The organism is Rhodococcus sp. NPDC019647, from assembly GCF_044389235.1.
Taxonomy (GTDB): domain Bacteria; phylum Actinomycetota; class Actinomycetes; order Mycobacteriales; family Mycobacteriaceae; genus Rhodococcus_F; species Rhodococcus_F oxybenzonivorans.
Genome location: NZ_JBIRXS010000002.1, coordinates 548,951 through 571,582, shown reverse-complemented (window position 1 = coordinate 571,582; position 22,632 = coordinate 548,951). Strand labels below are relative to the sequence as shown.

Below are 22,632 nucleotides of genomic sequence, written 5' to 3'. Positions count from 1 at the left end.
AGTCGCGCATCCTACGATGCGCAGATGAGACTGCCGAAGAGCGCGCACACATCTCGGCCCTGGCGATTCCACGAATTCACCCGTGACTTCCGGCTCGAGGATGTGTGGGCTCTACCGACACCCGGTGGTCCGGACGACTTTCCCCGGCTGGTGCAGGTGATTACAGCCTTCGACCCGATGCGGCGCGGGCCGTGGCCGATGCGCCTGTTGTTCGCGATTCGGTTCGAGCTCGGCAAGGTGTTCGGGATTGACGATCAGGACGCCGGTTCACGTGTGCCCGCTCCCACACTCGCCGATCGGTTGCCGGACGACCTGCGTGCGAGCTCGGGCGGCCCCGGCCCCACCACTGACACGCTGCCGTTCACCTCGCTGTACCAACTCGACGACGAGTGGGCGCTCGAAGCTGTAAACCGGACCGTGCACGGAATTCTCCATGTCGGCTGGGTGCCCGACGAGGCGGGCGGTTACCGCGGCCAAATGGCCATACTCGTGAAACGGAACGGGAAGCTCGGGGCCGCCTACATGGCAGCGATCAAGCCGTTCCGGCATCTGATCATCTACCCACTCATGATGCGGGAGTTCGGGCGGGCATGGCGGGCAAGCGCTGAGCGCCGAAAAACGCGATGAGACCGGATCCGACGAACAACAGCACTCCGGCGGCGCGCTGAGCCCCGCGTCGAAGCTGTGGAACCCGTAGTCCCACAACAGGTAGTAGATGTTGGTCATCGGTTTCGAGCACTGTGAATTCGCTCGGAATCGCCACGGTGCTGGTCTGGTCCCCACTCTGCGCGAATACCGCGAAAGGCGTGAACGTGGGTCATTTCGTGTCGCGCCCAGTAGCGGATGCCTGCCGTGCGAGCTTGACGACATCGGCTGTGTCGCCGTCGAGGAGGGCCTGCCTAGGAGTGCGGTCGTCGAGTTCTGGTTGTTGGCTCGACATCCACGATGCGATGGTCCAGGCCTGGACGTCGGCGGACGCCCAAGCCTTCAGGACGTCTTTGATCCCTCGGATCGGGACGTGGGGCGCGGTGTCGGTCAATCCGCCTGACCAGTAGCCGATCGTCCCGTCGGCGGCGGTCAGACGTAGTACGCGAGATTCCTTGACTGCTTGGCTGAGGGCCTGCTTCGTCCAGCCGGTGGCGTCGACTGCCTGCTTGTGGGTCAAGATCGCGCCGATGTGGTTCTCCCATGCGCGACGTGCCTTGAGGTTCGAGAGCACGTTCTTCACGCCGGCGGCGACGTAGCTGGCGTCGACCTCGTCGAGCTGCTCCGAGGCCATCCCGCTGGCGTTGAGCTGATCGTCGATGACCTTCTTGAGTGGTGTACTCATGTCACCATGCTCCTCGGTCAAGCAGGTCAAGTCAAGAGGTCAAGCAAAGCGCTTTCCCAGCAATCCTTCGGCCGTGTGTTCGTTGAACGCGCGACCGGAATCGGCGGCGACCGACAGAACTCGTGAGCTCATGGTGAGAAAACGTGCTGCATGTCGCGGCGGTCATGTCCTCGAGGCCGAGCCCATCGGCGGTGATCCGTCGTTCGGTCGAGTACATCTGTGCCAGCGCAGCAAGAACCGATCGTGATCTTCGCAGCCGGTCGTGCGGGGCGACCGACATGACTGCGATGGCAGCATGGGATAGAAGGGATATCTCCGCGGCATGGCGCGACGGCCCCCCGAAACCCTGTACCCAGTTCAGGGATCGTGCAGTGGACACCGTCGGGCATCTGCAACGATGTCCGGTCTGGATGATTCGCAGGCCGCGGCCACCGTTCGAGCTGAATCCCCCCGCGGCGCCGCAGTCGGCATACTCCCGGTGCACCGTCGAGAATGATGAAATCAGTGAGCGATTGGCGGGCAGCGCGCAACATTCGGAACGTAATCCTCTGCGGTCCAGAAGAACTAGCCAATCCGAAACATCGGCGGCACCCAATACCACTGGTGCGGAGTAAGTCTCCACGGAGAACGTGTGAGTGCGTCGAATTCCTCACCTCCGCGTCTTGGAATGTTGTCAGTTGCGAGATCCGCGCGGGAGTGGGGCAGTTCATCCGCCGAGGGGGAGCGATGTGGGATGGCAACTGCTTGCAGTGATACGAACGCTCAACGGGTGGGCCACCCCCGATGACCGCCATCCTTCGCCGAAACGCAAACCCTCACAGGTCCGTCATGTCGAAGAGCTGAGTGCGGACGCCCGACACCGCCTCAATGTGACGCCCGTCTCACACTGAGACGCTCGTGAGCTGGATTACGCGGTTGAATCAATCGCACAACGTCCCCACCGCCGGCACTCGGCCGGCACCCGATACAGGAGGCGCACATTGAGTAGGCAAAGCTTGACAAAGGCCCACGCGAAGATCACCGAACTGTCATGGGATCCGACCTTCGCGACCCCGGCAACCCGGTTCGGCACCGACTACACCTTCGAGAAGGCTCCGAAGAAGGACCCTCTCAAGCAGATCATGCGGTCCTACTTCCCGATGGAGGAAGAGAAGGACAACCGCGTGTACGGTGCCATGGATGGTGCCATCCGCGGCAACATGTTCCGCCAGGTTCAGCAGCGCTGGCTCGAATGGCAGAAGCTGTTCCTGTCGATCATCCCGTTCCCGGAAATCTCGGCCGCCCGTGCGATGCCGATGGCCATCGACGCCGTGCCCAACCCGGAAATTCACAACGGGCTCGCGGTGCAGATGATCGACGAGGTTCGTCACTCGACGATCCAGATGAACCTCAAGAAGCTGTACATGAACAACTACATCGACCCGGCCGGGTTCGACATCACCGAGAAGGCGTTCTCGAACAACTACGCCGGCACCATCGGCCGACAGTTCGGTGAAGGCTTCATCACCGGTGACGCGATCACCGCCGCGAACATCTACCTGACCGTGGTCGCCGAGACCGCGTTCACCAACACCCTATTCGTCGCGATGCCCGACGAGGCCGCCGCCAATGGTGACTACCTGCTGCCGACGGTGTTCCACTCGGTGCAGTCCGACGAGTCCCGGCACATCTCCAACGGCTATTCGATCCTGCTGATGGCCCTCGCCGACGAGCGCAACCGGCCGCTGCTCGAACGCGACCTGCGGTACGCGTGGTGGAACAACCACTGTGTCGTCGACGCCGCGATCGGCACCTTCATCGAGTACGGCACCAAGGACCGCCGCAAGGACCGGGAAAGTTACGCCGAGATGTGGCGGCGGTGGATCTACGACGACTACTACCGCAGCTATCTCATCCCGCTCGAGAAGTACGGGCTGACGATTCCGCACGACCTGGTCGAGGAGTCGTGGAAACGCATCACCGAGAAGGGTTACGTCCACGAGGTAGCCCGGTTCTTCGCGACCGGGTGGCCGGTGAACTACTGGCGGATCGACACGATGACCGACAAGGACTTCGAGTGGTTCGAGCACAAGTACCCGGGCTGGTACTCGAAGTACGGCAAGTGGTGGGAGGAGTACAACCGTCTCGCCTACCCGGGCCGCAACAAGCCGATTGCGTTCGAGGAGGTCGGGTACCAGTACCCGCACCGGTGCTGGACGTGCATGGTTCCGGCCCTGATCCGCGAGGACATGGTGGTCGAGAAGGTGGACAACCAGTGGCGGACCTACTGCTCGGAGACCTGCTACTGGACCGACGCGGTCGCCTTCCGCGGCGAGTACGAGGGCCGGGAAACCCCGAACATGGGACGTCTCACCGGATTCCGCGAGTGGGAGACCTTGCATCACGGCAAGGATCTGGCCGACATCGTGCAGGACCTGGGTTATGTCCGCGACGACGGTAAGACCCTCATCGGTCAGCCGCACCTGCACCTGGACGACCCGAAGAAGTTGTGGACTCTCGACGACGTCCGCGGCAACACGTTCCAGAGCCCGAACGTGCTCTTGAACGAGATGTCCGACGCCGAACGCAACGCGCACATTGCCGCGTACCGCGCCGGCGGCGCAGTTCCGGCCTGATTCAGGCCCGGTGGGTGGCGCCGCGGCCACTTCCGGCGCCACCCGCCGCCTCACCATTCACTTCACAAGCACAGGAGAGACCCCGTGGCCGACAAGCACGTAATCAACTTCGAGCCCGTCGATATCGAGATGGAAGTCGGCGAGGACGAGTACATCCTCGATGCCGCATTCCGGCAGGGCATTCACCTGATGCACGGGTGCCGTGAGGGGCGGTGCTCGGCCTGCAAGTCGTTTGTTCTCGACGGCGATATCCAGATGGAGAATTACTCGACGTTTGCGTGCAACGACGCCGAGGTCGACGACGGACACGTCCTGCTGTGCCGTTCTACCGCATACAGCGACTGCACCATCGAACTGCTCAACTTCGACGAGGACGAACTCCTCGGCGGTGTCCCCATCCAGGATGTGCGCACCCAGGTGACCGCGATCGATTCGATGACCAAGGACATCGTGTCGCTGCGGCTGGCGCCCATCGAACCCGCGGCGTACGAATTCAGACCCGGCCAGTACTCCGACTTGCACATCCCGGGCACCGACGAGCATCGTTCCTTCTCCATGGCGACAACGCAATCGACGCCGGGGCACGTCGAGTTCCTGATCAAGAAGTATCCCGGCGGCAAGTTCGCCGGCCTGCTCGACGACGGGATCTCGGTGGGTGACGAGATCGCCCTGACCGGCCCGTACGGGTCGTTCACCATCAAGGACGGCCATGTCCTGCCGATGGTCTTCATCGGCGGTGGCGCAGGGATGGCTCCGCTGCTGTCGCTGCTGCGGCACATGAGCGAGACGGGCAACACCCGCCCCGTGCATTTCTACTACGGTGCCCGCACCCCGCAGGACCTGTTCTATCTCGACGAAATTATCGAACTCGGACAAGGGTTGACGGACTTCACGTTCGTGGCCTGCCTGTCGGAATCGATGGACCCTGCGCCGGTGGGTGCGATCGCCGTCGAGGACGGCAATGTCACCGATGTCGTCAGCCGCCGCGAACCCGAGCTCGGTCGGGCAGAGGTGTACCTGTGCGGGCCGCCGCCGATGGTCGACGCGGCCCTGGAACTGCTCGAGGCGGAGGGCACCCCGCACGACCAGATCTTCTACGACAAGTTCACCAGCCCCGCATTCGATTAGGCGCCCCGAGGAAACACCATCCTTATTCACCGACAGAACTGAGAAACGAGATGACCGCAACTTCCGAGCCCAAGCAGCGGAGCTTTCCGAAGATCGAGTTCACCGACTCCGAAGCCGGTGCACTGGAATTCCCCAGCTCCCGCAGCCGCACCTTCACCTACTACACGCCCGCCAAGAAGCGGTCGACGATGTACGAGGACGTCACGGTCGACGTCCAGCCCGACCCCGATCGGCACCTCTCCCAGGGCTGGATCTACGGATTCGGTGACGGCCCCGGCGGCTACCCGCAGGAGTGGACGGCCGCGAAGTCGTCGAACTGGCACGCCTTCCTCGACCCGAACGAGGAGTGGGACCAGACCATCTTCCGTAACAACTCCAAGGTCGTCCACCAGGTCGAACTGTGCCTGTCCAACGCCAAACGCGCCCGGGTCTACGACGGCTGGAACACACCGTGGCTGACGTTCATCTCCCGCAACCTGGGGGCGTGGATGCACGCCGAGAACGGGCTGGCGCTGCACGTGTTCACCTCCATCCAGCGGTCCTGCCCGACCAACATGATCAACACCGCCGTCGCGGTGAACGCCGCCCACAAGATGCGTTTCGCCCAGGACCTCGCACTGTTCAACCTGGATCTGTCCGAGGCCACCGAGAACTTCGACGGCGCCGCGCACAAGGAGGTGTGGCAGTCCGCTCCCGAGTGGCAACCCACCCGGGAGGTCGTCGAGCGCCTCACCGCGGTACCCGATTGGTGTGAGCTGCTGTTCGCCTCGAACATCGTCTTCGAGCAGCTGGTGGGATCGCTGTTCCGCACCGAACTGGTCATGCAGATCGCCGCCGGCAACGGCGACTACATCACCCCCACCATCGTCGGCACCGGCGAGCACGACTACGACCGCGACCTCAACTACACCCGCAACCTGTTCCGGTTGCTCACCCGCGACCCCGAACACGGGGAGACGAACAAGGAGCTGTTCGGCACCTGGCTCGCCACCTGGGTGCCCCGGTGCCTCGCCGCCGCCCGGGCACTGCAGCCGATCTGGTCGCAGCCGGCCGACAAGGCGGTCACCTTCGCCACCAGTCTGGACGCCGCAACCGCGAAGTTCCGTTCCCTGCTCGAAGACCTCGGGCTCGACATCCCCAAGGAGTTGGACCAGTGACCATGCAATTCGGATCGACCACCGAGTTCTCCAACATGTGTGGCGTCACCTTGATGAACACCCCCATCGGCCGCGTCGTCGCGGAGGTGATGGGCGCCAAGGACGGTGTCGAGCTGACCGAGTACCCGTCGATGATCCGCGTCGACGGCCAGAAGCTGCTGAATTTCGACTACGAGGAACTCACCGACGCTCTCGGTGAGGAGTTCGACGGCTCCATCTTCGAGGAGATCAGCTCCACCCATTACGGGCGCATGGTTCACCTCGACGACAAGACCCTGCTGTTCGCCAGTCCCGAAGACGCCGCCGAGTACATCGGATTCGACCTCACCGAGCACTGACCGCAGCTGTCCGGGGCCACGCAGGGTGGCCCCGGACACCCCCAGCCCACCCGAAAACCAGGACCAAGCGAGGACGCGATGTATCAGAAGGACGGTCAGAAGTACTTCATCGTCGATGGGCATGTGCACATTTGGGACGCCCGCGAGTCGAACCAGAAGAACGTGCACGGCAAGCAGTTCATCGACTGCTTCTACGACTATCACAAGAACCTCAGCCCCGAAGAGGTCGTGTGGGACTACGACACCTACACGTACTACGGCAGCGAACGCTTCGAACGTGACATCTTCGTGGACGGATACGTCGACCACGCGATCTTTCAGGCCACCCTGCTCAGCGACTTCTACCACAACGGATTCGGGCAAACCGACGAAGCGCTCGCCCTGGTCGCCAAACACCCCGGCAGGCTCACCTACAACCACGCCTACGACCCACGGCACGAGGAGGCCGGGCTCGAACAACTCCGCAAGGACGCCGACCGGATGAACCTGCAGGGCGTCAAGCTCTACACCGCCGAATGGCACGGCGACTCCCGCGGCTACAAACTCGACGACCCGTGGTCGCGGCGCTACCTCGAAGAGTGCATCAAGCTGGGGATCAAGAACATTCATGTCCACAAGGGACCGACGATCCGTCCCCTCGACCGCGACGCCTTCGACGTCTCCGACGTCGACAAGGTCGCCACCGACTACCTGGACCTGCGCTTCGTCGTCGAACATGTGGGTCTGCCACGGCTCGAGGACTTCTGCTGGATCGCCACCCAGGAGTCGAACGTCTACGGCGGATTGGCAGTGGCACTGCCGTTCATCCACACCCGGCCCCGCTACTTCGCCCAGATAATCGGCGAGTTGCTCTACTGGATCGGCGAGGACAAGATCCTGTTCGGCAGCGACTACGCACTGTGGACCCCGAGATGGCTGATCGAGAAGTTCGTCGACTTCCAGATCCCCGAGGACATGCAGGGCGAGTACGCCCCGATTACGGTCGAGCAGAAGCAGAAGATCCTCGGCCTCAACGCCGCAGCGCTGTACGACATCGACGTTCCCGCGGACCTGCAACTGGCCGAGCCGGCCGGGCAGGAAGGTGTGGAGGTCGCTGCCGGGGCGCGGGAAACCGTGCCGTCATGACCACCGCCGCCGTCGTCTGCACCGAAGAGGACGTTCTGATGGCCCTGTCGACGGTCACCGACCCGGAACTGGACGAGCCGATCACCGATCTCGGTTTCGTCCGGTCGGTCACCCTCGACGACGACGGGGTCACCGTGCACCTGCGGCTGCCCACCGCATTCTGCTCGCCGAACTTTGCCTATCTCATGGCCTCCGACGCCCTCGACGCCCTGCGTCTGATCGAGGACATCGGCGAGGTGCGGGTGATGCTCGACGACCACCACGACAGCGACAAGATCAACACCGGCCTCGCAGCCGACGCCGGATACGTCGGAACGTTCGGCTCCGAGGCGGAAGAGAGTCTGCACGAACTGCGCCGAACGTTCCGGTCCAAGGCACATGCCGCGGCGATGGAACGCTGTGTGGAGGCGCACCTGAAGACCACCGACCTGGGTGTGAACGAGATCTACCGACTCGTTCTCAGCGACCTCGCCCCCGGAAAGGCGAAGGCCGCGTTGCTGCGACGCCGAATCGGCATCGGGTTGAGCATCTGCCCGGCCAGCCCGGTGTTCGTCGACGACGCCGGCAAACGCATCCCCGCGGAGTCGGTGCCGATGCGGCTGAGGTTCGCCAAATCGGTGCGCATTTCGATGGAAGGCAACGCCCACTTCTGCCGCGGCCTGCTCGCCACCCGCTACGCGGACAGCGAATCCGTCGGCGGCACTCCGCGAATCACTAATCTCAGAACCAGGAGCCCCCGATGAAGGCCGTGCAAGTGGTGGGATACCACACCAAGTTGCAGCTCACCGACATTCCCGAACCCACGATCGAGGGTCCCCTCGATGTCATCGTGCGGATCGGCGGCGCGGGTGTGTGCCGCACCGACCTGCATGTTCTCGAGGGGCAGTGGGAGGAGAAGTCCGGTGTCGCACTGCCGTACACGATTGGTCACGAGAACGCCGGTTGGGTCCACGCGGTGGGTGACGCCGTCACCAACGTGGTGGTCGGCGACAAGGTGATCCTGCACCCGCTGATCACGTGCGGGCTGTGCCGGGCGTGCCGTTTCGGTGACGACGTCCACTGCCAGAACAGCAAGTTCCCCGGCATCGACACCAACGGCGGATATGCCGAGTATCTGCGCACCACCGCCCGCAGCGTGGTCCGGATCGACGACTCGCTCGAACCCGCCGACGTCGCCGCCCTCGCCGACGCGGGCCTGACGGCGTACCACGCCGTCGCCAAGGTCGCCAGGACCACCCGCCCCGGAGACGTGTGCGTGGTGATCGGGGCAGGCGGCCTCGGGCACATCGGCATCCAGGTCCTCAAGGCGATCTCCGGGGTCACCGTGGTCGTGCTCGACCGTAACCCGGCCGCGGTCGACCTCGCCGCGAAGATCGGCGCCGATCACGGCATCGTCGCCGACGGCACCCACATCCAGCAGGTGCTCGACCTGACCGGCGGGCACGGCGCCGAAGCCGTCGTCGACTTCGTCGGTGAAGGCGGTGCCACCGCCGAAGGGATCGCGATGCTGCGCCGCGCCGGAAACTACTACGTCGTCGGCTACGGCGAGAACATTAACGTCCCGACCATCGACGTGATCTCCACCGAGATCAACTTCATCGGAAATCTCGTCGGCTCCTACAACGACCTGCAGGAGCTCATGACCCTCGCCGCCCAGGGCAAGGTCACTTTGCACACCACCCGGTACCGGCTCGAGGACTTCCAGCAAGCCCTCGACGATCTCGATGCCGGTCGGGTCCGCGGCCGGGCGATTCTCGTCCCCTGACGCGCTGCATACTCCGCACAAGAAAAGTACGAAAGGGACCATCAGTCATGGCAAAAGAGTTGCGGTACAACACGGACGCCCGAGCCCGCCTCGAGCAGGGCGTCAACGCCCTCGCCGACGCGGTCAAGGTGACCCTCGGCCCCAAGGGGCGCAACGCGGTACTCGAAAAGCTCACCGGACCGCCGACGATCACCAACGACGGCGTCACCATCGCCCGCGAGATCCAGCTTCGCGAACCCTTCGCCAACATGGGTGCCCAGTTGGTCAAGGAGGTGGCGATGAAGACCAACGGTGTGGTCGGCGACGGCACCACCACCGCCACCGTGCTCGCCCAGGCCATGGTCCGCGAAGGTCTGCGCTCGGTCGATGCCGGCGCCAACCCCATGCGGGTGCGGCGCGGCATCGAACGGGCAGTGTCCGCGGTCGTCGACTCCCTCCGTGAGCAGGCCTCCCAGATCGCGGGGCAGAGCGATCTGCACCGGATCGCGACCCTCGCCGCCAGCGACGACGAAGTGATCGGACACGCCATCTCGACGGCGGTTGATTACGTCGGCAAGTCCGGGGTCGTCACCACCGAGGAAAGCGACACCCTCGGGCTGTCGGTCAACATCGTCGACGGCATCGAGTTCGACCACGGCTACATCTCCGGCTACATGGTCACCGACCCGGAGCGGATGGAAGCGGTGCACACCAATCCGCTGATTTTGCTGACCAACAAGAAGATCAGCCAGGTCCAGGACATCATGCCGGCCATCGAGGTGGCCAAGCGAGCCGACCGGTCCCTGGTCGTACTGGCCGAGGACGTCGACGGTCCGGCCCTGCAACTACTCGTCGGCGGCAACATGCACAAGACGATGCAGTCGGTGGTCGTTCGGGCTCCAGGGTTCGGTCATCGCCGCGTTGCCGAGCTCGAAGATCTCGCGGTGGCATTGGGTGGGCACGTGATCGCCAAGGACACCGGCATCGAACTGTCCGAAATCAGTGTCGAGCATCTCGGTTCGTGTGACCGCATCACCGTGACCGAGAACGAGACCACGATCGTCGGCGGCCACGGGGACCAGCGTCTGCTCGACGCCCGCATCGCGCAGCTCGAGGCGCAGCTCGAGCGCGCCAAGATCGAGGCGGATCAGGAAAGCCTCGAACTGCGCATCGCCCGGCTCACCGGGCGGGTTGCCGTCATCCGCGTCGGCGGCGCGACCAGTGTCGAGCTCAAGGAGCGGATGCTGCGCGTCGAGGACGCCCTGGCCGCCACCCGCGCCGCGCTCGAGGCCGGGATCGTCTCCGGCGGTGGCACCGCGCTGGCGCAGTCGCATCGGGCATTGGCCGATCTCGACCTGGCCGGCGACGAGGCCATCGGGGTTGACGTCGTGCGCCGCGCTCTTCCGGAACCGCTGCGCTGGATCGCGATCAACGCCGGTTTCGAAGGCGACGAGGTCGTCGAGGTGGTCGCCGGTCTACCGCTCGGCCACGGTTTCAATGCGCTCACCGGTGAATACGGGGACATGTTCGACGACGGGGTGATCGACCCGTTCAAGGTCACCCGCGCCGCGCTCGAGAGTGCCGCCTCGATCGCGGCACTGCTGATCACGACCGAGACCGCTGTCGTGGAGGAGGTGATCGGTAATCCCGGTGCCATCATGGCGCCCGGTTTCGGCGATCTCGCCGAAGGCATGGTCCGCCCGTCGAATATCTATTGACAAAGACCAGTGGGTCACCCGCCTCGTTGGTCCTGCGAGGCGGTGACCCACTGACCCGATCCGAACCGGAGAGGGTCATTACCGGCGGTCAGGTGGGTGCGCACCTGACCGCCGGTAACCCGCGCCCCCGGCGCACCCCCCCTCAGGATCCCTATGGCAGGTCATATCCGTCAGCCTTGCTCCGCCCGGTGAAAGGCTTTCCGACACAGATCAGTGGAGGCGTCATGATTTTTATTGTCGTGAAGTTCAAGGTCCTTGACACACACCAGAACGACTGGTTGCTCATCACCAAGGAGTTCACCGACGCGACCCGATCGGAACCGGGCAATCTCTGGTTCGAATGGCACCGTAGCGCCGACAATCCCGCCGAGTTCGTGCTGATCGAGGCATTCGCCGACGGGCAGGCCGGTTCCGACCATGTCAATGCGGACCACTTCCGGAAGGGATTGGACGCGATGCGCCCGGCACTGAGCGAGACACCGCGCATCCTCCACACCGAGCTTCCCGGCGACGACTGGTCCCGTATGGGCGAGTTGGACATCGCTTCGTAATGCGCCACGCACCACACCGGGCCAGGCAAACCCCGGTGTGGTGCACACGTGACGGACACACAACAGTGCGGAAGGACAAGGCATGACCGTGGTGACGACCGGCCCCGTAGCGGATCTGGTTGCGGTTCTCGGCGATGCTGTGGTGACCGACGGCGACACCATGATCGCCTACACCCGCGATCAGGCGCTGCTCTCGCCATCCGGTCAACCGATAGCCGTGGTTCGTGCCCGGACAGTCGACGACGTCGTCACGACGCTGCAGACTGCCTACCGGTACACGATTCCGGTTGTCACGAGAGGTGCGGGGACCGGCCTGGCAGGCGGTGCCAATGCGCTCGAGGGGTGCATTGTCTTGAGTACCGAGAAGATGAACCGCATTCTCGAGATCGACGAGCAGTCACGTACCGCGACGGTCGAACCCGGTGTCGTCAACGGCGACCTCGCTACTGCAGCAGCAGAGCGAGGACTCTGGTACGTGCCAGACCCAGGCAGTCGCGCCATCTCCACGATTGGTGGGAACCTCGCGACAAACGCCGGTGGGCCCTGTTGCGCCAAGTATGGGGTGACCGGTGATCACGTCGCCCGGATAAAGGCGGTGCTCGTCGACGGCCGCATCATCCACACCGGTGCCGTCACCCGCAAGAACGTCGCCGGCCTGAACCTCACGCAACTGCTGGTCGGGTCCGAGGGCACTCTTGCCGTCATCGTCGAGGCGACCATGCGGTTGCGCAGAAAACCGGCGTACGCATCCACTGTGGTGGCGACGTTCGCCGACCCCGTCCAGGCCGTCGACGCGGTGATGGCGATTCAGCACGTGGCCGACCCGAGCCTGGTGGAACTCATGGACCACAACACGATCACCGCGGTCAACGACATGACCCAGATGGGCCTCGACGAGAGCGTCGGTGCGCTGCTACTCATCCAGTGCGACGGCGAGGCCGCGGAGGCGGAAACCGATCGCATCGCCGAAGCATGCCGCAGTTGTGCGGCGACCGAACTCTTCGTGACCACCGACCCGGTCGAAAGCGACGGGCTCATGCAGGCTCGGCGTGTAGCGTTGACCGCCCTCGAACGCTACGGCAGTACCCTGCTCGATGACCTGGCAGTGCCGGTGCCCCGGCTACCGCACATGCTCGACGCCATCAGCCGTATCGCTGACCGCCACCACCTTTTCGTTGGCACCTTCGGGCACGCCGCGGACGGAAACCTCCACCCCACGATCGTGTTCGACGCGGCTGACCCCGACGCATCCGACCGTGCCTACCGCGCCTTCGACGAGATGGTCACCCGGTGCTTGGCGCTGGGCGGATCGATCACCGGCGAGCACGGTGTCGGCGACCTCAAACGCAACTACCTCGAGACGATGGTAGGCACACACGAGCGAGTGCTCATGGGTCAGATCAAGGCGGTGTTCGACCCTCCCGGGATCCTCAATCCGGGACGCGCGATCTGACCGCCATCCCCGCAGATATCGATCCCGTAGTCCTGCCTCGAACGGTGCCCATCCCCGGGTGGCTCGGCGTGTGTCTCATACTGAGACTCGTATCACATTGAGACGCCGTACGCTCAAGCATGTAACCGGTGGAAGAAGAGGGCGTAGAGGAACCATGACCGCTAAGGATCTACGGGTAGCACGTGAGCGTTTTCTCTCCGAGCATCATCTCGACAGCTCCATTCGGCAGGACATCTACTCCTCCTGGCAGCGGTCGAAGTCACTGAAAGTGGTACCTGATCAGCTCGATCTCCCGTATGTCCGGGAGCCGAACCTGGACTGTCCCCTTGTCACGGCTGCTGGACCGGTCCTGAAACAGCTCGCGGACGGGCTGGTGGACGAGCCGGTCAGTGTGATTCTGACATCCGCCGACGGAGTGATCCTGACGAGGATCGCCGCCAGCCAGCGGCTCAATCGCACGCTCGACGCTGTCAGCCTGGCCCCAGGCTTCAGCTACTCGGAAGAATTCGCAGGTACCAACGGTATCGGCACTGCTCTCGAGACCCGGCAACCAACCCTGGTCACCGGCGCCGAACACTACGTCGAATGTCTCGGGCAACTGGCCTGTGCCGGTGTCCCGATCACCCACCCGATTTCCGGAGCTCTCGTCGGCGCGCTCGACCTGACCGGCTGGGTCGAGGACGGGGGACCACTGCTGGCCACCCTGGCCAAATCCGCAACCGCCCAGATCGAAGGCCGGCTCCTTGCACAGGCCAGTGCCGAGCAGACAGCGCTCCTGAACGCCTATCTGAAGGCCGGTCGGCGGGCACCGCAAGCAGGGGTTCTCGCTCTGGGTGACGATCTGGTGCTCCTCAACCGTCGCCTGCGCCTGGCACTGGATGCCCAAGACCAAGCTGCGCTGCTCGAGCACGCTGTCGACTTGACAGGAATGCCTGCCACACATCGACATATCGTCGCCCTACCCAGCGGACTGTCGGCGCGCCTGTCGTCCACCGAGGATTTCGGATTCGGATCGCGACGGCAGATGGCTTTGTTCTACGTACACCTCCTCGACACCGCCAACTCCGCGATCCCGGCAACAGAGAGACATGATTTCCTGCCCGGTATCACCGGCAGCAGCGCTTCCTGGCGCCGTAGTTGCCAGCAGATCGCCCGCTGCGCTCGCGAACAACAGTGGGTGACGGTTTCCGGGGAGCCGGGAAGCGGTCGCACTGCAGCACTCAAAGCGGCTGCTATGGTCCATATTCCGGTTCGAACGCGAATCTTCAGTGGGACGGAGCTGTCGGGGGACAGTGGCGCCATGCAGGCGCTTCGGCAAGAACTCGAACAGGACCGCTTCAGCATCATCCTTCGCGACATCGATCTGCTCGACGAGGAGCATCAGAGGTCTGTCGCCGACCTCATTTCCGGACGCGAGCACGCCGGCTGGATCGGTGTAACCATCGGCGCTGCAGCGCACAACACCGATCTGGACACGCTGATCCTGCCCTATTTCAGCCATACCGTGTCCGTGCCCGCGCTGCGCCACCGCATCGAGGATCTCCACGACCTGGTGCCGCTCCTACTCCGTCAGCTGGGCCACGGGGCAGAGCTATCGCTCGACCCTGCGGCAATGCGTCAACTGTGCAAATACAGCTGGCCCCGAAACGTGAGCGAGCTCCGGCAGGTCCTCCAGGAGGTGGTGCAGCGGCAACGCTCCGGCATCGCCGGGGTCGATCAGTTGCCACCGGTATGCCGGGCGCTGAGCCGACACACGCTTACACAGATCGAGGCCCTGGAGCGAGACGCCATCGTCCGCAGCCTAGAAGAAAACCACGGAAACAAGAAAGCGGCGGCAACCGCGCTCGGCATCTCACGCGCGACGATCTACCGGAAAATCAAGGAGTTCGGAATCGGCTTGTAAGTCGTCTCCCAAGCATGGACTGGCCGCCCCGCAGTCACGCGGAGCTACTCGGCTATCGCTGATCGCGAACACCCCCCGCGTCGTGGCTTCCTGCCTCAGGTTCGGATTGCTCAATGCCCGAACCCGGTACGGACCGGGAAGCCGCACGATCGCGGCCGATCGGGGGCCGATGGTCCTCTGTGGTCGTATCCAATTCGTCGGGGCAGCATCCCTTCTGTGTCCGGAAATGAGACGGCCATCACGCCAGTTCCGCCGGATTATGGGGGATGCCGAGATAGTGCACTCGGTACGAAACCCGAAGTCTAGCGCAGCAACCGAGAAGGCGATTCTGATGACGACAAACCCGCATACTCTTCACACAACGACTGGGCGAGAGCACTCCGGTAGTGGTCGGGTCTGGCTGGTGGCTCCACTGTGCACGACGGCCGCCCCCACCGACCGCCCTCCCGTGCGTGATGACCTGATGCGGACCTGGTTGCCGGACGGCGACGCTACATACCGCAGCTCCGACGGCCGCCGCAAGACCACCTGGGCACAACTGCATGCACAGTTCGATCTGGTGGAGGTGACGTCATGACGACCCTCACCGAAAATCGATCTTCATCTGGATTGCGTTACCCACGAGATGCATTCGAGAGCGGCTCGCGAGCGAGTCCGCTGCCGAGGATGATCTGCGCTTGGCTCCCGACGACCGCGTCACGTGCCCGCTACACCATCGGTGGATCTACCGCTGCGTCGCGTCGCCGGCCCATATCCGACCACTATCCGCCTGATCGCCGCATGCCGCGCCAGTCTCGCCACCTCGAAACAGCGAGCACGCAAGCCGGCGTGAACCCGGCTGTGCAATGCGCTACCGGGTTCCGCAGCGTCTCAATATGACTCATTATCTTGATCAGTTACAGAAAGCCGGGGCATAGTCTGCCCGTGTCTTCGACAACGGATTTCGCACGACAGTTGCGGCTCGCCGATCTGCGTGTGACCCAGCCGCGGCTTGCGGTATTGGAGGCGGTGCAGGCAAATCCCCACGCCGACACGGAGACGATCCTCGCGGCGGTGCGCGGTGTTCTACCCCGAGTGTCTCAGCAAGCGGTGTACGACGTGCTTCACGCGATGACCGCGGCAGGGTTGGTGCGGCGCATCCAACCGTCAAAATCTTTGGCGCGCTACGAGTCTCGGGTCGGTGACAATCATCACCACGTGGTCTGCCGGTCCTGTGGAGCCATCGCTGACGTCGACTGCGCCGTCGGTGACACGCCGTGCCTGACCGCTTCGCACGACAACGGATTTCGTATCGACGAGGCGGAGGTCATCTTCTGGGGCACGTGCCCCGACTGTTCCCCTTCACGCCGTTGACAACCCGATCCACCAAGCAGAGCCCGGATTACTCCCTTTTTGGAAGGAAAGCAGTGACTGACACCCAGACCATCGCAGAAGAACACCCTCCGATCGCCGAGGCCCAAACGGAGCCCGCGCAGAGCGGCGGCTGCCCCGTTGCCCACGGTCGTCAGAAGCACCCCACTGAAGGCGGGGGAAACCGTGACTGGTGGCCGAACCAGCTCAACCTGAAGATCCTGCAGAAGAACCCCGCCGTGCGCAATCCCATGGACGAGGACTTCGACTACACCAAGGAATTTGCGGCCGTCGACCTCGACGCTCTGAAGCGTGACATCGAGGAGGTCATGACCACCTCACACGAGTTGTGGCCCGCCGACTTCGGGCACTACGGCCCCCTCTTCGTCCGCATGGCATGGCACGCGGCGGGCACCTACCGCATCACCGACGGTCGCGGCGGCGCCGGCGCCGGGATGCAGCGGTTCGCGCCCCTGAACAGCTGGCCCGACAACGCGAACCTCGACAAGGCGCGCCGGCTCCTGTGGCCGGTGAAAAAGAAGTACGGCAAGAAGGTGTCGTGGGCCGACCTCATGGTCTTCGCCGGCAACGTTGCACTGGAGTCGATGGGTTTCGCAACCTTCGGATTCGGCGGAGGCCGGGTGGACCGGTGGGAACCGGAAGAGGACGTGTATTGGGGGCCTGAGCTCACCTGGCTCGGCGACGACCGCTACACCGGTGACCGGGACCTCGAAAAGCCCCTCGGGGCAGTCCAGATGGGTCTGATCTACGTCAACCCCGAAGGCCCGAACGGCAACCCGGACCCGCTCGCCGCGGCAACGGACATCCGCGAGACGTTCGCCAGGATGGCGATGAACGATGTAGAAACGGCCGCCCTGATCGTCGGTGGCCACACCTTCGGCAAGACCCACGGGGCCGGCCCCGCCGACCACGTCGGCCCGGAGCCCGAGGCCGCACCGCTCGAGGAGCAGGGCCTGGGCTGGAAAAGTTCTTTCGGCACAGGTAAGGGCAAGGACGCCATCACCAGTGGCCTCGAGGTGACCTGGACACCCACCCCGACCACGTGGGACAACAGTTTCCTGGAAACCCTGTACGGCTACGAATGGGAACTGAGCACGAGCCCCGCCGGCGCCAACCAGTGGATCGCGAAGGACGGTGCCGGTACCGGCACCGTTCCCGACGCCTTCGACTCCTCGGTGCGGCACGCCCCCACCATGCTGACCACCGACCTCTCCCTGCGGATCGACCCTGCCTACGAGAGGATCACCCGTCGCTGGCTCGACCACCCCGAGGAGCTCGCGGACGAATTCGCCAAGGCCTGGTACAAGCTGACCCACCGCGACATGGGCCCGGTCGCCCGTTACCTCGGGCCGCTGGTCCCGCAGGAGACGCTGCTATGGCAGGACCCCATCCCCGCCGTGACCCACGACCTCATCGGCGCCGATGACATTGCCACCCTCGAGGGGCAGATCCTGTCGTCGGGCTTGACTGTTCCACAGTTGATTTCGACTGCGTGGGCGGCGGCGTCGTCGTTCCGCGGAAGCGACATGCGCGGCGGCGCCAACGGCGGCCGTATCCGTCTCGAGCCGCAGGCGAGCTGGGAGGTCAACAACCCCGACGAGCTCGCGCACGTGGTAAGCACCCTCGAGGGCATCGCGGAGTCGTTCAACTCCGCCCAGACCGGGAACACCCGGGTGTCGTTCGCCGATCTGGTCGTATTGGGCGGAACTGTGGCTGTCGAGCAGGCCGCCAAGAACGCCGGACACGACATCGAGGTTCCCTTCACTCCGGGACGAGCCGACGCCACACAGGAACAGACCGACGTGGAATCCTTCTCGGCGCTCGAGCCGAGCGCGGACGGGTTCCGCAACTACCTCGGGACGGCACACCGGCTGCCCGCCGAGTATTTGCTGATCGACAAGGCGAATCTGCTGAACCTCAGCGCTCCCGAGTTGACGGTGCTGATCGGTGGCCTGCGGGTGCTGGGCGCGAACCACAACGAGTCGTCGCTAGGCGTGTTCACCGCACACCCCGGGTCGTTGAGCAACGACTTCTTCGTGAACCTGCTCGATCTGGAAACGTTGTGGGCGCCCACATCTGCGAACTCAGGTATCTACGAGGGCCGCGACCTCACCACCGGCGAGGTGAAGTGGACCGGCAGCCGTGTCGACCTGCTGTTCGGGTCGAACTCGGAGCTTCGCGCGCTGGCCGAGGTCTACGCCGCCGACGACGCCGAGGCGAAGTTTGTGCACGACTTCGTCTCCGCATGGGACAAGGTGATGAACCTCGATCGGTTCGACCTCCGCTGACCCGTGCACCCGGGTGTGCCACCCCGCGAGCTCACCGCTCCGGGGTGGCACACCAGGCACGCGGTTGTGCCACCGTCGAACTTCATTGACTGACGCTTCCCGGTCAGAGCACAGATTCGAGCCAGGCGGCGGTCTCGAAGAGTCGTTGCTCGGCACCGGGACGCCCGATCAACTGCAATCCGAGGGGAAGGCCCGCACTGTCACGACTGCCAGGGATCGTGACCACCGGCAGACCCATGGCCTGCCACGGTCGGCTCATGATGGGCGTCCCTGTCGCGTCGTGGCCGTGCGGCGCGGCGCCGAGAGCCGCGGGTCCGAGGATTGCTTCGTCCTCGTCCAACGCCGAGAGCAGCAGCTGTCGGGCCTCGCGGATTCCGGCGAGGGCGGCCCGGTAATCCGCTTCTGTGGTTGCGGCCCCCGCGGCGAACAGTTCGGCGAGGGGTGTGCTGATCTTGTCGGTCTGCGCGGCATCGGCGGCGCGTTCGCGAGCTGCTTCGTACGTCATCACTGTGTGGTGGTGTTCCGTCAGTGCCACAACCGTTGCGGCGGAGTCCAACTCACGGCATTGGATCCCCGTCGACGCGGCGGAATCAGCGGTCGTCCTGAGCGCCGCCGTCATCTCTCGGGATACCTCGCCGAGCTCGAACCCGCTCCACAGCCGCAGCCGGTGCGGAGCGGAAGGTTCGAGAGCGGGCGCTCGCGTGCCGTCGCGCAGTGCTGTCCACGCGAAGTGCAGATCGGGCACGGTTCGTGCCAGCAGCCCCACCGTGTCGAGACTGGGACTCAGCCCGGTGATGCCCGCGGTCGGGAGTTCGCCGTGAGCGGTGACGAAACCTGCGACTCCGCAGAACGACGCCGGCCTCGTCAGCGACCCCGCGGTCTGTGTACCAAATGCGAGCGGCACCATGCCCGCGGCCACCGCTGCCGCCGAGCCGCTCGACGACCCGCCGGGGGTGTGACCCAGGGCGCGGGGATTGCGGGTCGGGCCGGGCTTGAAGTACCCGAACTCGGTGGTCACCGTCTTACCGAACGGGAGTGCGCCGAGGGCACGCGCACGCGCCACACAATCGGCGTCCGTCGTCGCGGAGTCCGCGCCCCGCAGCTCACTGCCGCAGCGCGTCGGCATACCGGCGACGTCGATGAGATCCTTGACGCCGACGGGCAGGCCCCAGAGCGCGCCGTCCGGGCCGCCGTCCTGGATTCGGGCGGCCGCGGACCGCACCGCATCGGCATCGAGGTGGGCCCAGGCGTGGATTTCCGGCTCGAGGTCCGCGATTCGTGCGAGTGCCGCCTCCGCCACATCGATGGGCGTTGTCGCGCCCGTCGCCAGCTGCTCAGCCAGCTCCCGGAGTGGGCTCGGTGACCGTAGTTCCGTCTTCATCGCATCGCCACCATCGTGTCGTCGCTCGTCGTCTCGGTCTGCCCGGTGAGCGCTCGGGTGCGCATCACCGAGAAGAGGCGATCGGCTCGTGCTTTCGTCTCCCCGGACGGCGCCGACAACAGCGCGACGATGATGGACACCGCCAGCGAGAGGGGTGCCACGGCGAGTGCCGGGTTCGAGAATCCGAGGATGGAGTCCGGTCCCTGCACGACCGGGCTGAGCAGGATGACGGTCACCGACAGGACAAGCCCGACCACGATGCCGGAGATGACGGCACGCGCCGTCATGCGCTTCCAGTACATGGTCAGCAGCAGTGCCGGCAGGTTCGCACATGCTGCGATCGACATCCCCAGTGAGGCGAGGAACGCGACGTTCTGCTTCTGCGCCGCGAAGGCGATGGCGACACCGATGACGCAGGTTGCCACCGTCGCGACCCGGGCCGCGCGATGCTGGGCCTTCGCCGACACCGATCCGTTCCTGATCACCTGCCCGTACAGGTCGTGTGCGATCGCACCGGAGGTGGCGATCACCAGGCCGGACAGTGCGGCCAGAATGGTCACGAACGCCACGGCCGCGACGAACGCCAGCAGGACGCCGCCGCCGACCGTCTCGGCGAGCTGCGCGACCGCAAGGTTGCCGCCCCGATTCTCGGACTTGATCGCCTCGACACCGACCAGCTTGGCGGCGCCGTAGCCTAGCACGGGAACCAGCAGGTAGAAGGCGAAGAAGATCCAGATCGCCGTGTAGGCGGACGTTCTCGCCTGCTTCGCATCCGGAACGGTGAGGAAGCGGATCATCACGTGCGGCAGGCCGAGCACGCCGAGGACGAGCCCGACGGTCTGCGACAACTGGTCGAACGACGCGGCACCGGACGTACGCTGCGGCGCGACGAACGATTGCCCGAACTCGGCGAGCGCGGTGCTGAACGGGCCGAAGGGATTGAAATCGAACCGCACCAGCACGAGAACGAACAGCACGACGGCGCAGACCATGAGGAGACCGGTCTTGATGATCTGGATCCAGCTGGTGGCGAGCATGCCACCCACCAACGTGTACGCCGTGGTGAGTGTTCCGATGATCAACACGGCCACGGCGTAGTCGAGGTCGAACAGCAACGACACCAGAAGCGCGGCACCGACCAGCTGCGACACGAGATAGACCACGCTGATCACCACCGTGCTGATCGCCATCATCGACCGCACGTCCTTACCGGGGAACCGGGTGGCGAGAACATCCGCCAACGTGAAGCGGCCGAGGTTGCGCAGGGGTTCCGCGATCAGCAGCATCGCGAGGACGAACGCGACGGGCACGAAGACCGCGAGGTAGAACCCGTTGAAACCGGTCAGCGCGATCGCGCCGGTGACTCCGAGAAACGAGGCGGCAGAGATGAAGTCGCCGGCGATGGCGACACCGTTCTGCCTGCCGGTCAGGCTGCCGCCTGCGACGTAGTGATCGGCGGCGGACTTGTTCCTCTTGGAAGCCCACGCGGTGATCATCAGGGTGACAACGACGAGGGCCGCGAAAAGTGCAGCGGAGACGAGGTTCATGGCGCGTTATCCTTTCGCCGGCGAGGCGGTCCGGGAGTCGAGTTCGGCTGCCCGTGCCATGTAGTACCGGGCCACGACGATGGCGACGACGAATTGCGCGACCGCATAGAGCCACGCCACGGTGACGCCGCTGAAGACGACGCCGTCCAGCAGCGAGGTGAACCCGCCGAGGATCGGCAGGGGCAGGAACAGTGCGAGGACCAAGGCGCTGAGACGAAACGTCAGGGCGGCACGCGTGTCGGCGAGCGCCTGCAAATCGGATTTGTGTGGGACTTGTTCGGGCGGTGACGAGGTGACCATGGCTATTTTCCTCCGGCTGCGGCGGGAACGAGGGCGGGTGTCACGGTGATCGGATCGGACCATTCGTCGTAGAACAGCCAGTCGGGGGACTCGACCGGAACCGACAAACGGTGGAATTTGCGTTGGAAGTAGACGAGGCTGTCGCCGTGTTCGCGCGTCTGCACGCGGTCCAGTTCGATGAACATCACCGAATGCGATCCCACGGTCTTGCTGTCCGCGATCCGGCCGGCGAGCACCACGTGGGCGGCGCGCAGGATCGGGACACCGTCGTCGGTGTCGTCTTCCCAGATGTCCCACTGGAACCGGTCGGCCATCGCGACTTGTGTTGCGCCCGCGAAATGCATGGCCAGTTCTTCGTCGTCGCCGGAGAGCACGTTGATACCGACTCTGCCGTTGTTCTGGAATACGTTGTGCATGGCGCTGTTCTGATTTACGCATACGAGTGCGGTGGGCGGGGAGTCGGTTACCGAGCAGACGGCGGTCACCGTCATTCCGCATCGCCCGGCAGGGCCGTCGGTCGTCACGATGTTGACTGCGGCCGGCAGATTCGCCATGGCGGTGCGGAAGATCGATTGCATGGTTGTGAGTTCGGGCATTTCGTCTCCATGAGTTGGAACAAGAAAGTCGTGTCACCACGTTGCGCCGGCGTTCCTGAAAGAAGGATATGACGCGCGTCATGCACT

20 protein-coding genes are annotated in these 22,632 nt (G+C 64.5%); 15 read left to right on the top strand and 5 right to left on the bottom strand.

From position 1 onward, the window contains the following. Nucleotides 1-24 precede the first annotated feature (24 nt). Nucleotides 25-627, top strand: a complete 603-nt coding sequence (locus tag ACH49N_RS07330) for a DUF2867 domain-containing protein (protein WP_358271355.1) — start codon at nt 25-27, stop codon at nt 625-627. A 190-nt stretch (nt 628-817) separates the two neighbouring features. Here the strand turns inward: ACH49N_RS07330 and ACH49N_RS07325 are convergent, their stop codons facing one another. Next, on the bottom strand, nt 818-1,330 hold the full coding sequence (locus ACH49N_RS07325; protein WP_358271354.1) for a hypothetical protein: 513 nt from the start codon (nt 1,328-1,330) through the stop codon (nt 818-820). Between the two features lie 980 nt (nt 1,331-2,310). Between ACH49N_RS07325 and ACH49N_RS07320 the strand changes: the two genes are divergently transcribed. The 14 genes from ACH49N_RS07320 to katG all read left to right on the top strand — a co-directional run bounded on the left by ACH49N_RS07320 (nt 2,311) and on the right by katG (nt 18,721). Next, complete coding sequence (locus ACH49N_RS07320; protein ID WP_358271352.1) at nt 2,311-3,945, top strand: methane monooxygenase; 1,635 nt, start codon at nt 2,311-2,313, stop codon at nt 3,943-3,945. Between the two features lie 84 nt (nt 3,946-4,029). Further along, nucleotides 4,030-5,073, top strand: a complete 1,044-nt coding sequence (locus tag ACH49N_RS07315) for an FAD-binding oxidoreductase (protein ID WP_159919146.1) — start codon at nt 4,030-4,032, stop codon at nt 5,071-5,073. 50 nt (nt 5,074-5,123) lie between these two features. Then, nucleotides 5,124-6,230, top strand: a complete 1,107-nt coding sequence (locus ACH49N_RS07310) for an aromatic/alkene monooxygenase hydroxylase subunit beta (RefSeq protein WP_358271349.1) — start codon at nt 5,124-5,126, stop codon at nt 6,228-6,230. Continuing rightward, the gene (gene mimD / locus ACH49N_RS07305) at nt 6,227-6,568 is read left to right on the top strand and encodes a propane 2-monooxygenase effector subunit MimD (RefSeq protein WP_201453501.1); all 342 of its coding nucleotides are present in this window, start codon (nt 6,227-6,229) and stop codon (nt 6,566-6,568) included. The genes ACH49N_RS07310 and mimD overlap by 4 nt, the downstream gene beginning before the upstream one ends. A gap of 78 nt (nt 6,569-6,646) precedes the next feature. Further along, the gene (locus tag ACH49N_RS07300; protein ID WP_358271347.1) at nt 6,647-7,693 is read left to right on the top strand and encodes an amidohydrolase family protein; all 1,047 of its coding nucleotides are present in this window, start codon (nt 6,647-6,649) and stop codon (nt 7,691-7,693) included. Continuing rightward, nucleotides 7,690-8,436, top strand: coding sequence for an iron-sulfur cluster assembly protein (locus ACH49N_RS07295; protein ID WP_358271345.1), 747 nt, complete (start codon nt 7,690-7,692; stop codon nt 8,434-8,436). Before ACH49N_RS07300 ends, ACH49N_RS07295 begins: the two co-directional genes overlap by 4 nt. Continuing rightward, on the top strand, nt 8,433-9,458 hold the full coding sequence (locus ACH49N_RS07290; protein WP_358271343.1) for an NAD(P)-dependent alcohol dehydrogenase: 1,026 nt from the start codon (nt 8,433-8,435) through the stop codon (nt 9,456-9,458). The genes ACH49N_RS07295 and ACH49N_RS07290 overlap by 4 nt, the downstream gene beginning before the upstream one ends. A 47-nt stretch (nt 9,459-9,505) precedes the next feature. Next, complete coding sequence (groL, locus tag ACH49N_RS07285) at nt 9,506-11,155, top strand: chaperonin GroEL (protein WP_213573928.1); 1,650 nt, start codon at nt 9,506-9,508, stop codon at nt 11,153-11,155. Nucleotides 11,156-11,379: 224 nt separating this feature from the next. Then, entirely contained in the window at nt 11,380-11,706 is a 327-nt protein-coding gene (locus ACH49N_RS07280) for a putative quinol monooxygenase (RefSeq protein WP_358271341.1), read from the top strand. Nucleotides 11,707-11,788: 82 nt separating this feature from the next. Further along, nucleotides 11,789-13,159 (top strand): FAD-linked oxidase C-terminal domain-containing protein, encoded by a 1,371-nt coding sequence (locus tag ACH49N_RS07275; RefSeq protein WP_358271340.1) that lies wholly within the window; start codon nt 11,789-11,791, stop codon nt 13,157-13,159. Between the two features lie 154 nt (nt 13,160-13,313). After that, nucleotides 13,314-15,062, top strand: a complete 1,749-nt coding sequence (locus tag ACH49N_RS07270) for a helix-turn-helix domain-containing protein (protein WP_358271338.1) — start codon at nt 13,314-13,316, stop codon at nt 15,060-15,062. Nucleotides 15,063-15,510: 448 nt separating this feature from the next. Continuing rightward, complete coding sequence (locus tag ACH49N_RS07265) at nt 15,511-15,639, top strand: hypothetical protein (protein ID WP_317768548.1); 129 nt, start codon at nt 15,511-15,513, stop codon at nt 15,637-15,639. A 347-nt stretch (nt 15,640-15,986) separates the two neighbouring features. After that, complete coding sequence (locus tag ACH49N_RS07260) at nt 15,987-16,415, top strand: Fur family transcriptional regulator (protein WP_358271337.1); 429 nt, start codon at nt 15,987-15,989, stop codon at nt 16,413-16,415. Between the two features lie 71 nt (nt 16,416-16,486). Further along, nucleotides 16,487-18,721 carry a catalase/peroxidase HPI gene (katG, locus tag ACH49N_RS07255; protein ID WP_358271439.1) on the top strand — a complete coding sequence of 745 codons (2,235 nt, stop codon included), beginning with the start codon at nt 16,487-16,489 and terminating at the stop codon, nt 18,719-18,721. A gap of 103 nt (nt 18,722-18,824) precedes the next feature. Here the strand turns inward: katG and ACH49N_RS07250 are convergent, their stop codons facing one another. Genes ACH49N_RS07250 through hpaC form a run of 4 tightly spaced genes read right to left on the bottom strand, consistent with a single transcriptional unit; the run spans nt 18,825 to nt 22,545 of the window. Further along, nucleotides 18,825-20,102: an amidase gene (locus tag ACH49N_RS07250; RefSeq protein ID WP_358271336.1), complete on the bottom strand. Its 1,278-nt coding sequence runs from the start codon at nt 20,100-20,102 to the stop codon at nt 18,825-18,827. After that, nucleotides 20,099-21,649 carry a cation acetate symporter gene (locus ACH49N_RS07245; protein WP_358271335.1) on the bottom strand — a complete coding sequence of 517 codons (1,551 nt, stop codon included), beginning with the start codon at nt 21,647-21,649 and terminating at the stop codon, nt 20,099-20,101. Before ACH49N_RS07245 ends, ACH49N_RS07250 begins: the two co-directional genes overlap by 4 nt. A 6-nt stretch (nt 21,650-21,655) precedes the next feature. Continuing rightward, the gene (locus tag ACH49N_RS07240) at nt 21,656-21,949 is read right to left on the bottom strand and encodes a DUF485 domain-containing protein (protein ID WP_159919169.1); all 294 of its coding nucleotides are present in this window, start codon (nt 21,947-21,949) and stop codon (nt 21,656-21,658) included. A 2-nt stretch (nt 21,950-21,951) separates the two neighbouring features. Continuing rightward, a complete protein-coding gene (gene hpaC / locus ACH49N_RS07235; protein ID WP_159919171.1) occupies nt 21,952-22,545 on the bottom strand; it encodes a 4-hydroxyphenylacetate 3-monooxygenase, reductase component in 594 nt (197 codons plus the stop codon). Between the last annotated feature and the right edge of the window lie 87 nt (nt 22,546-22,632).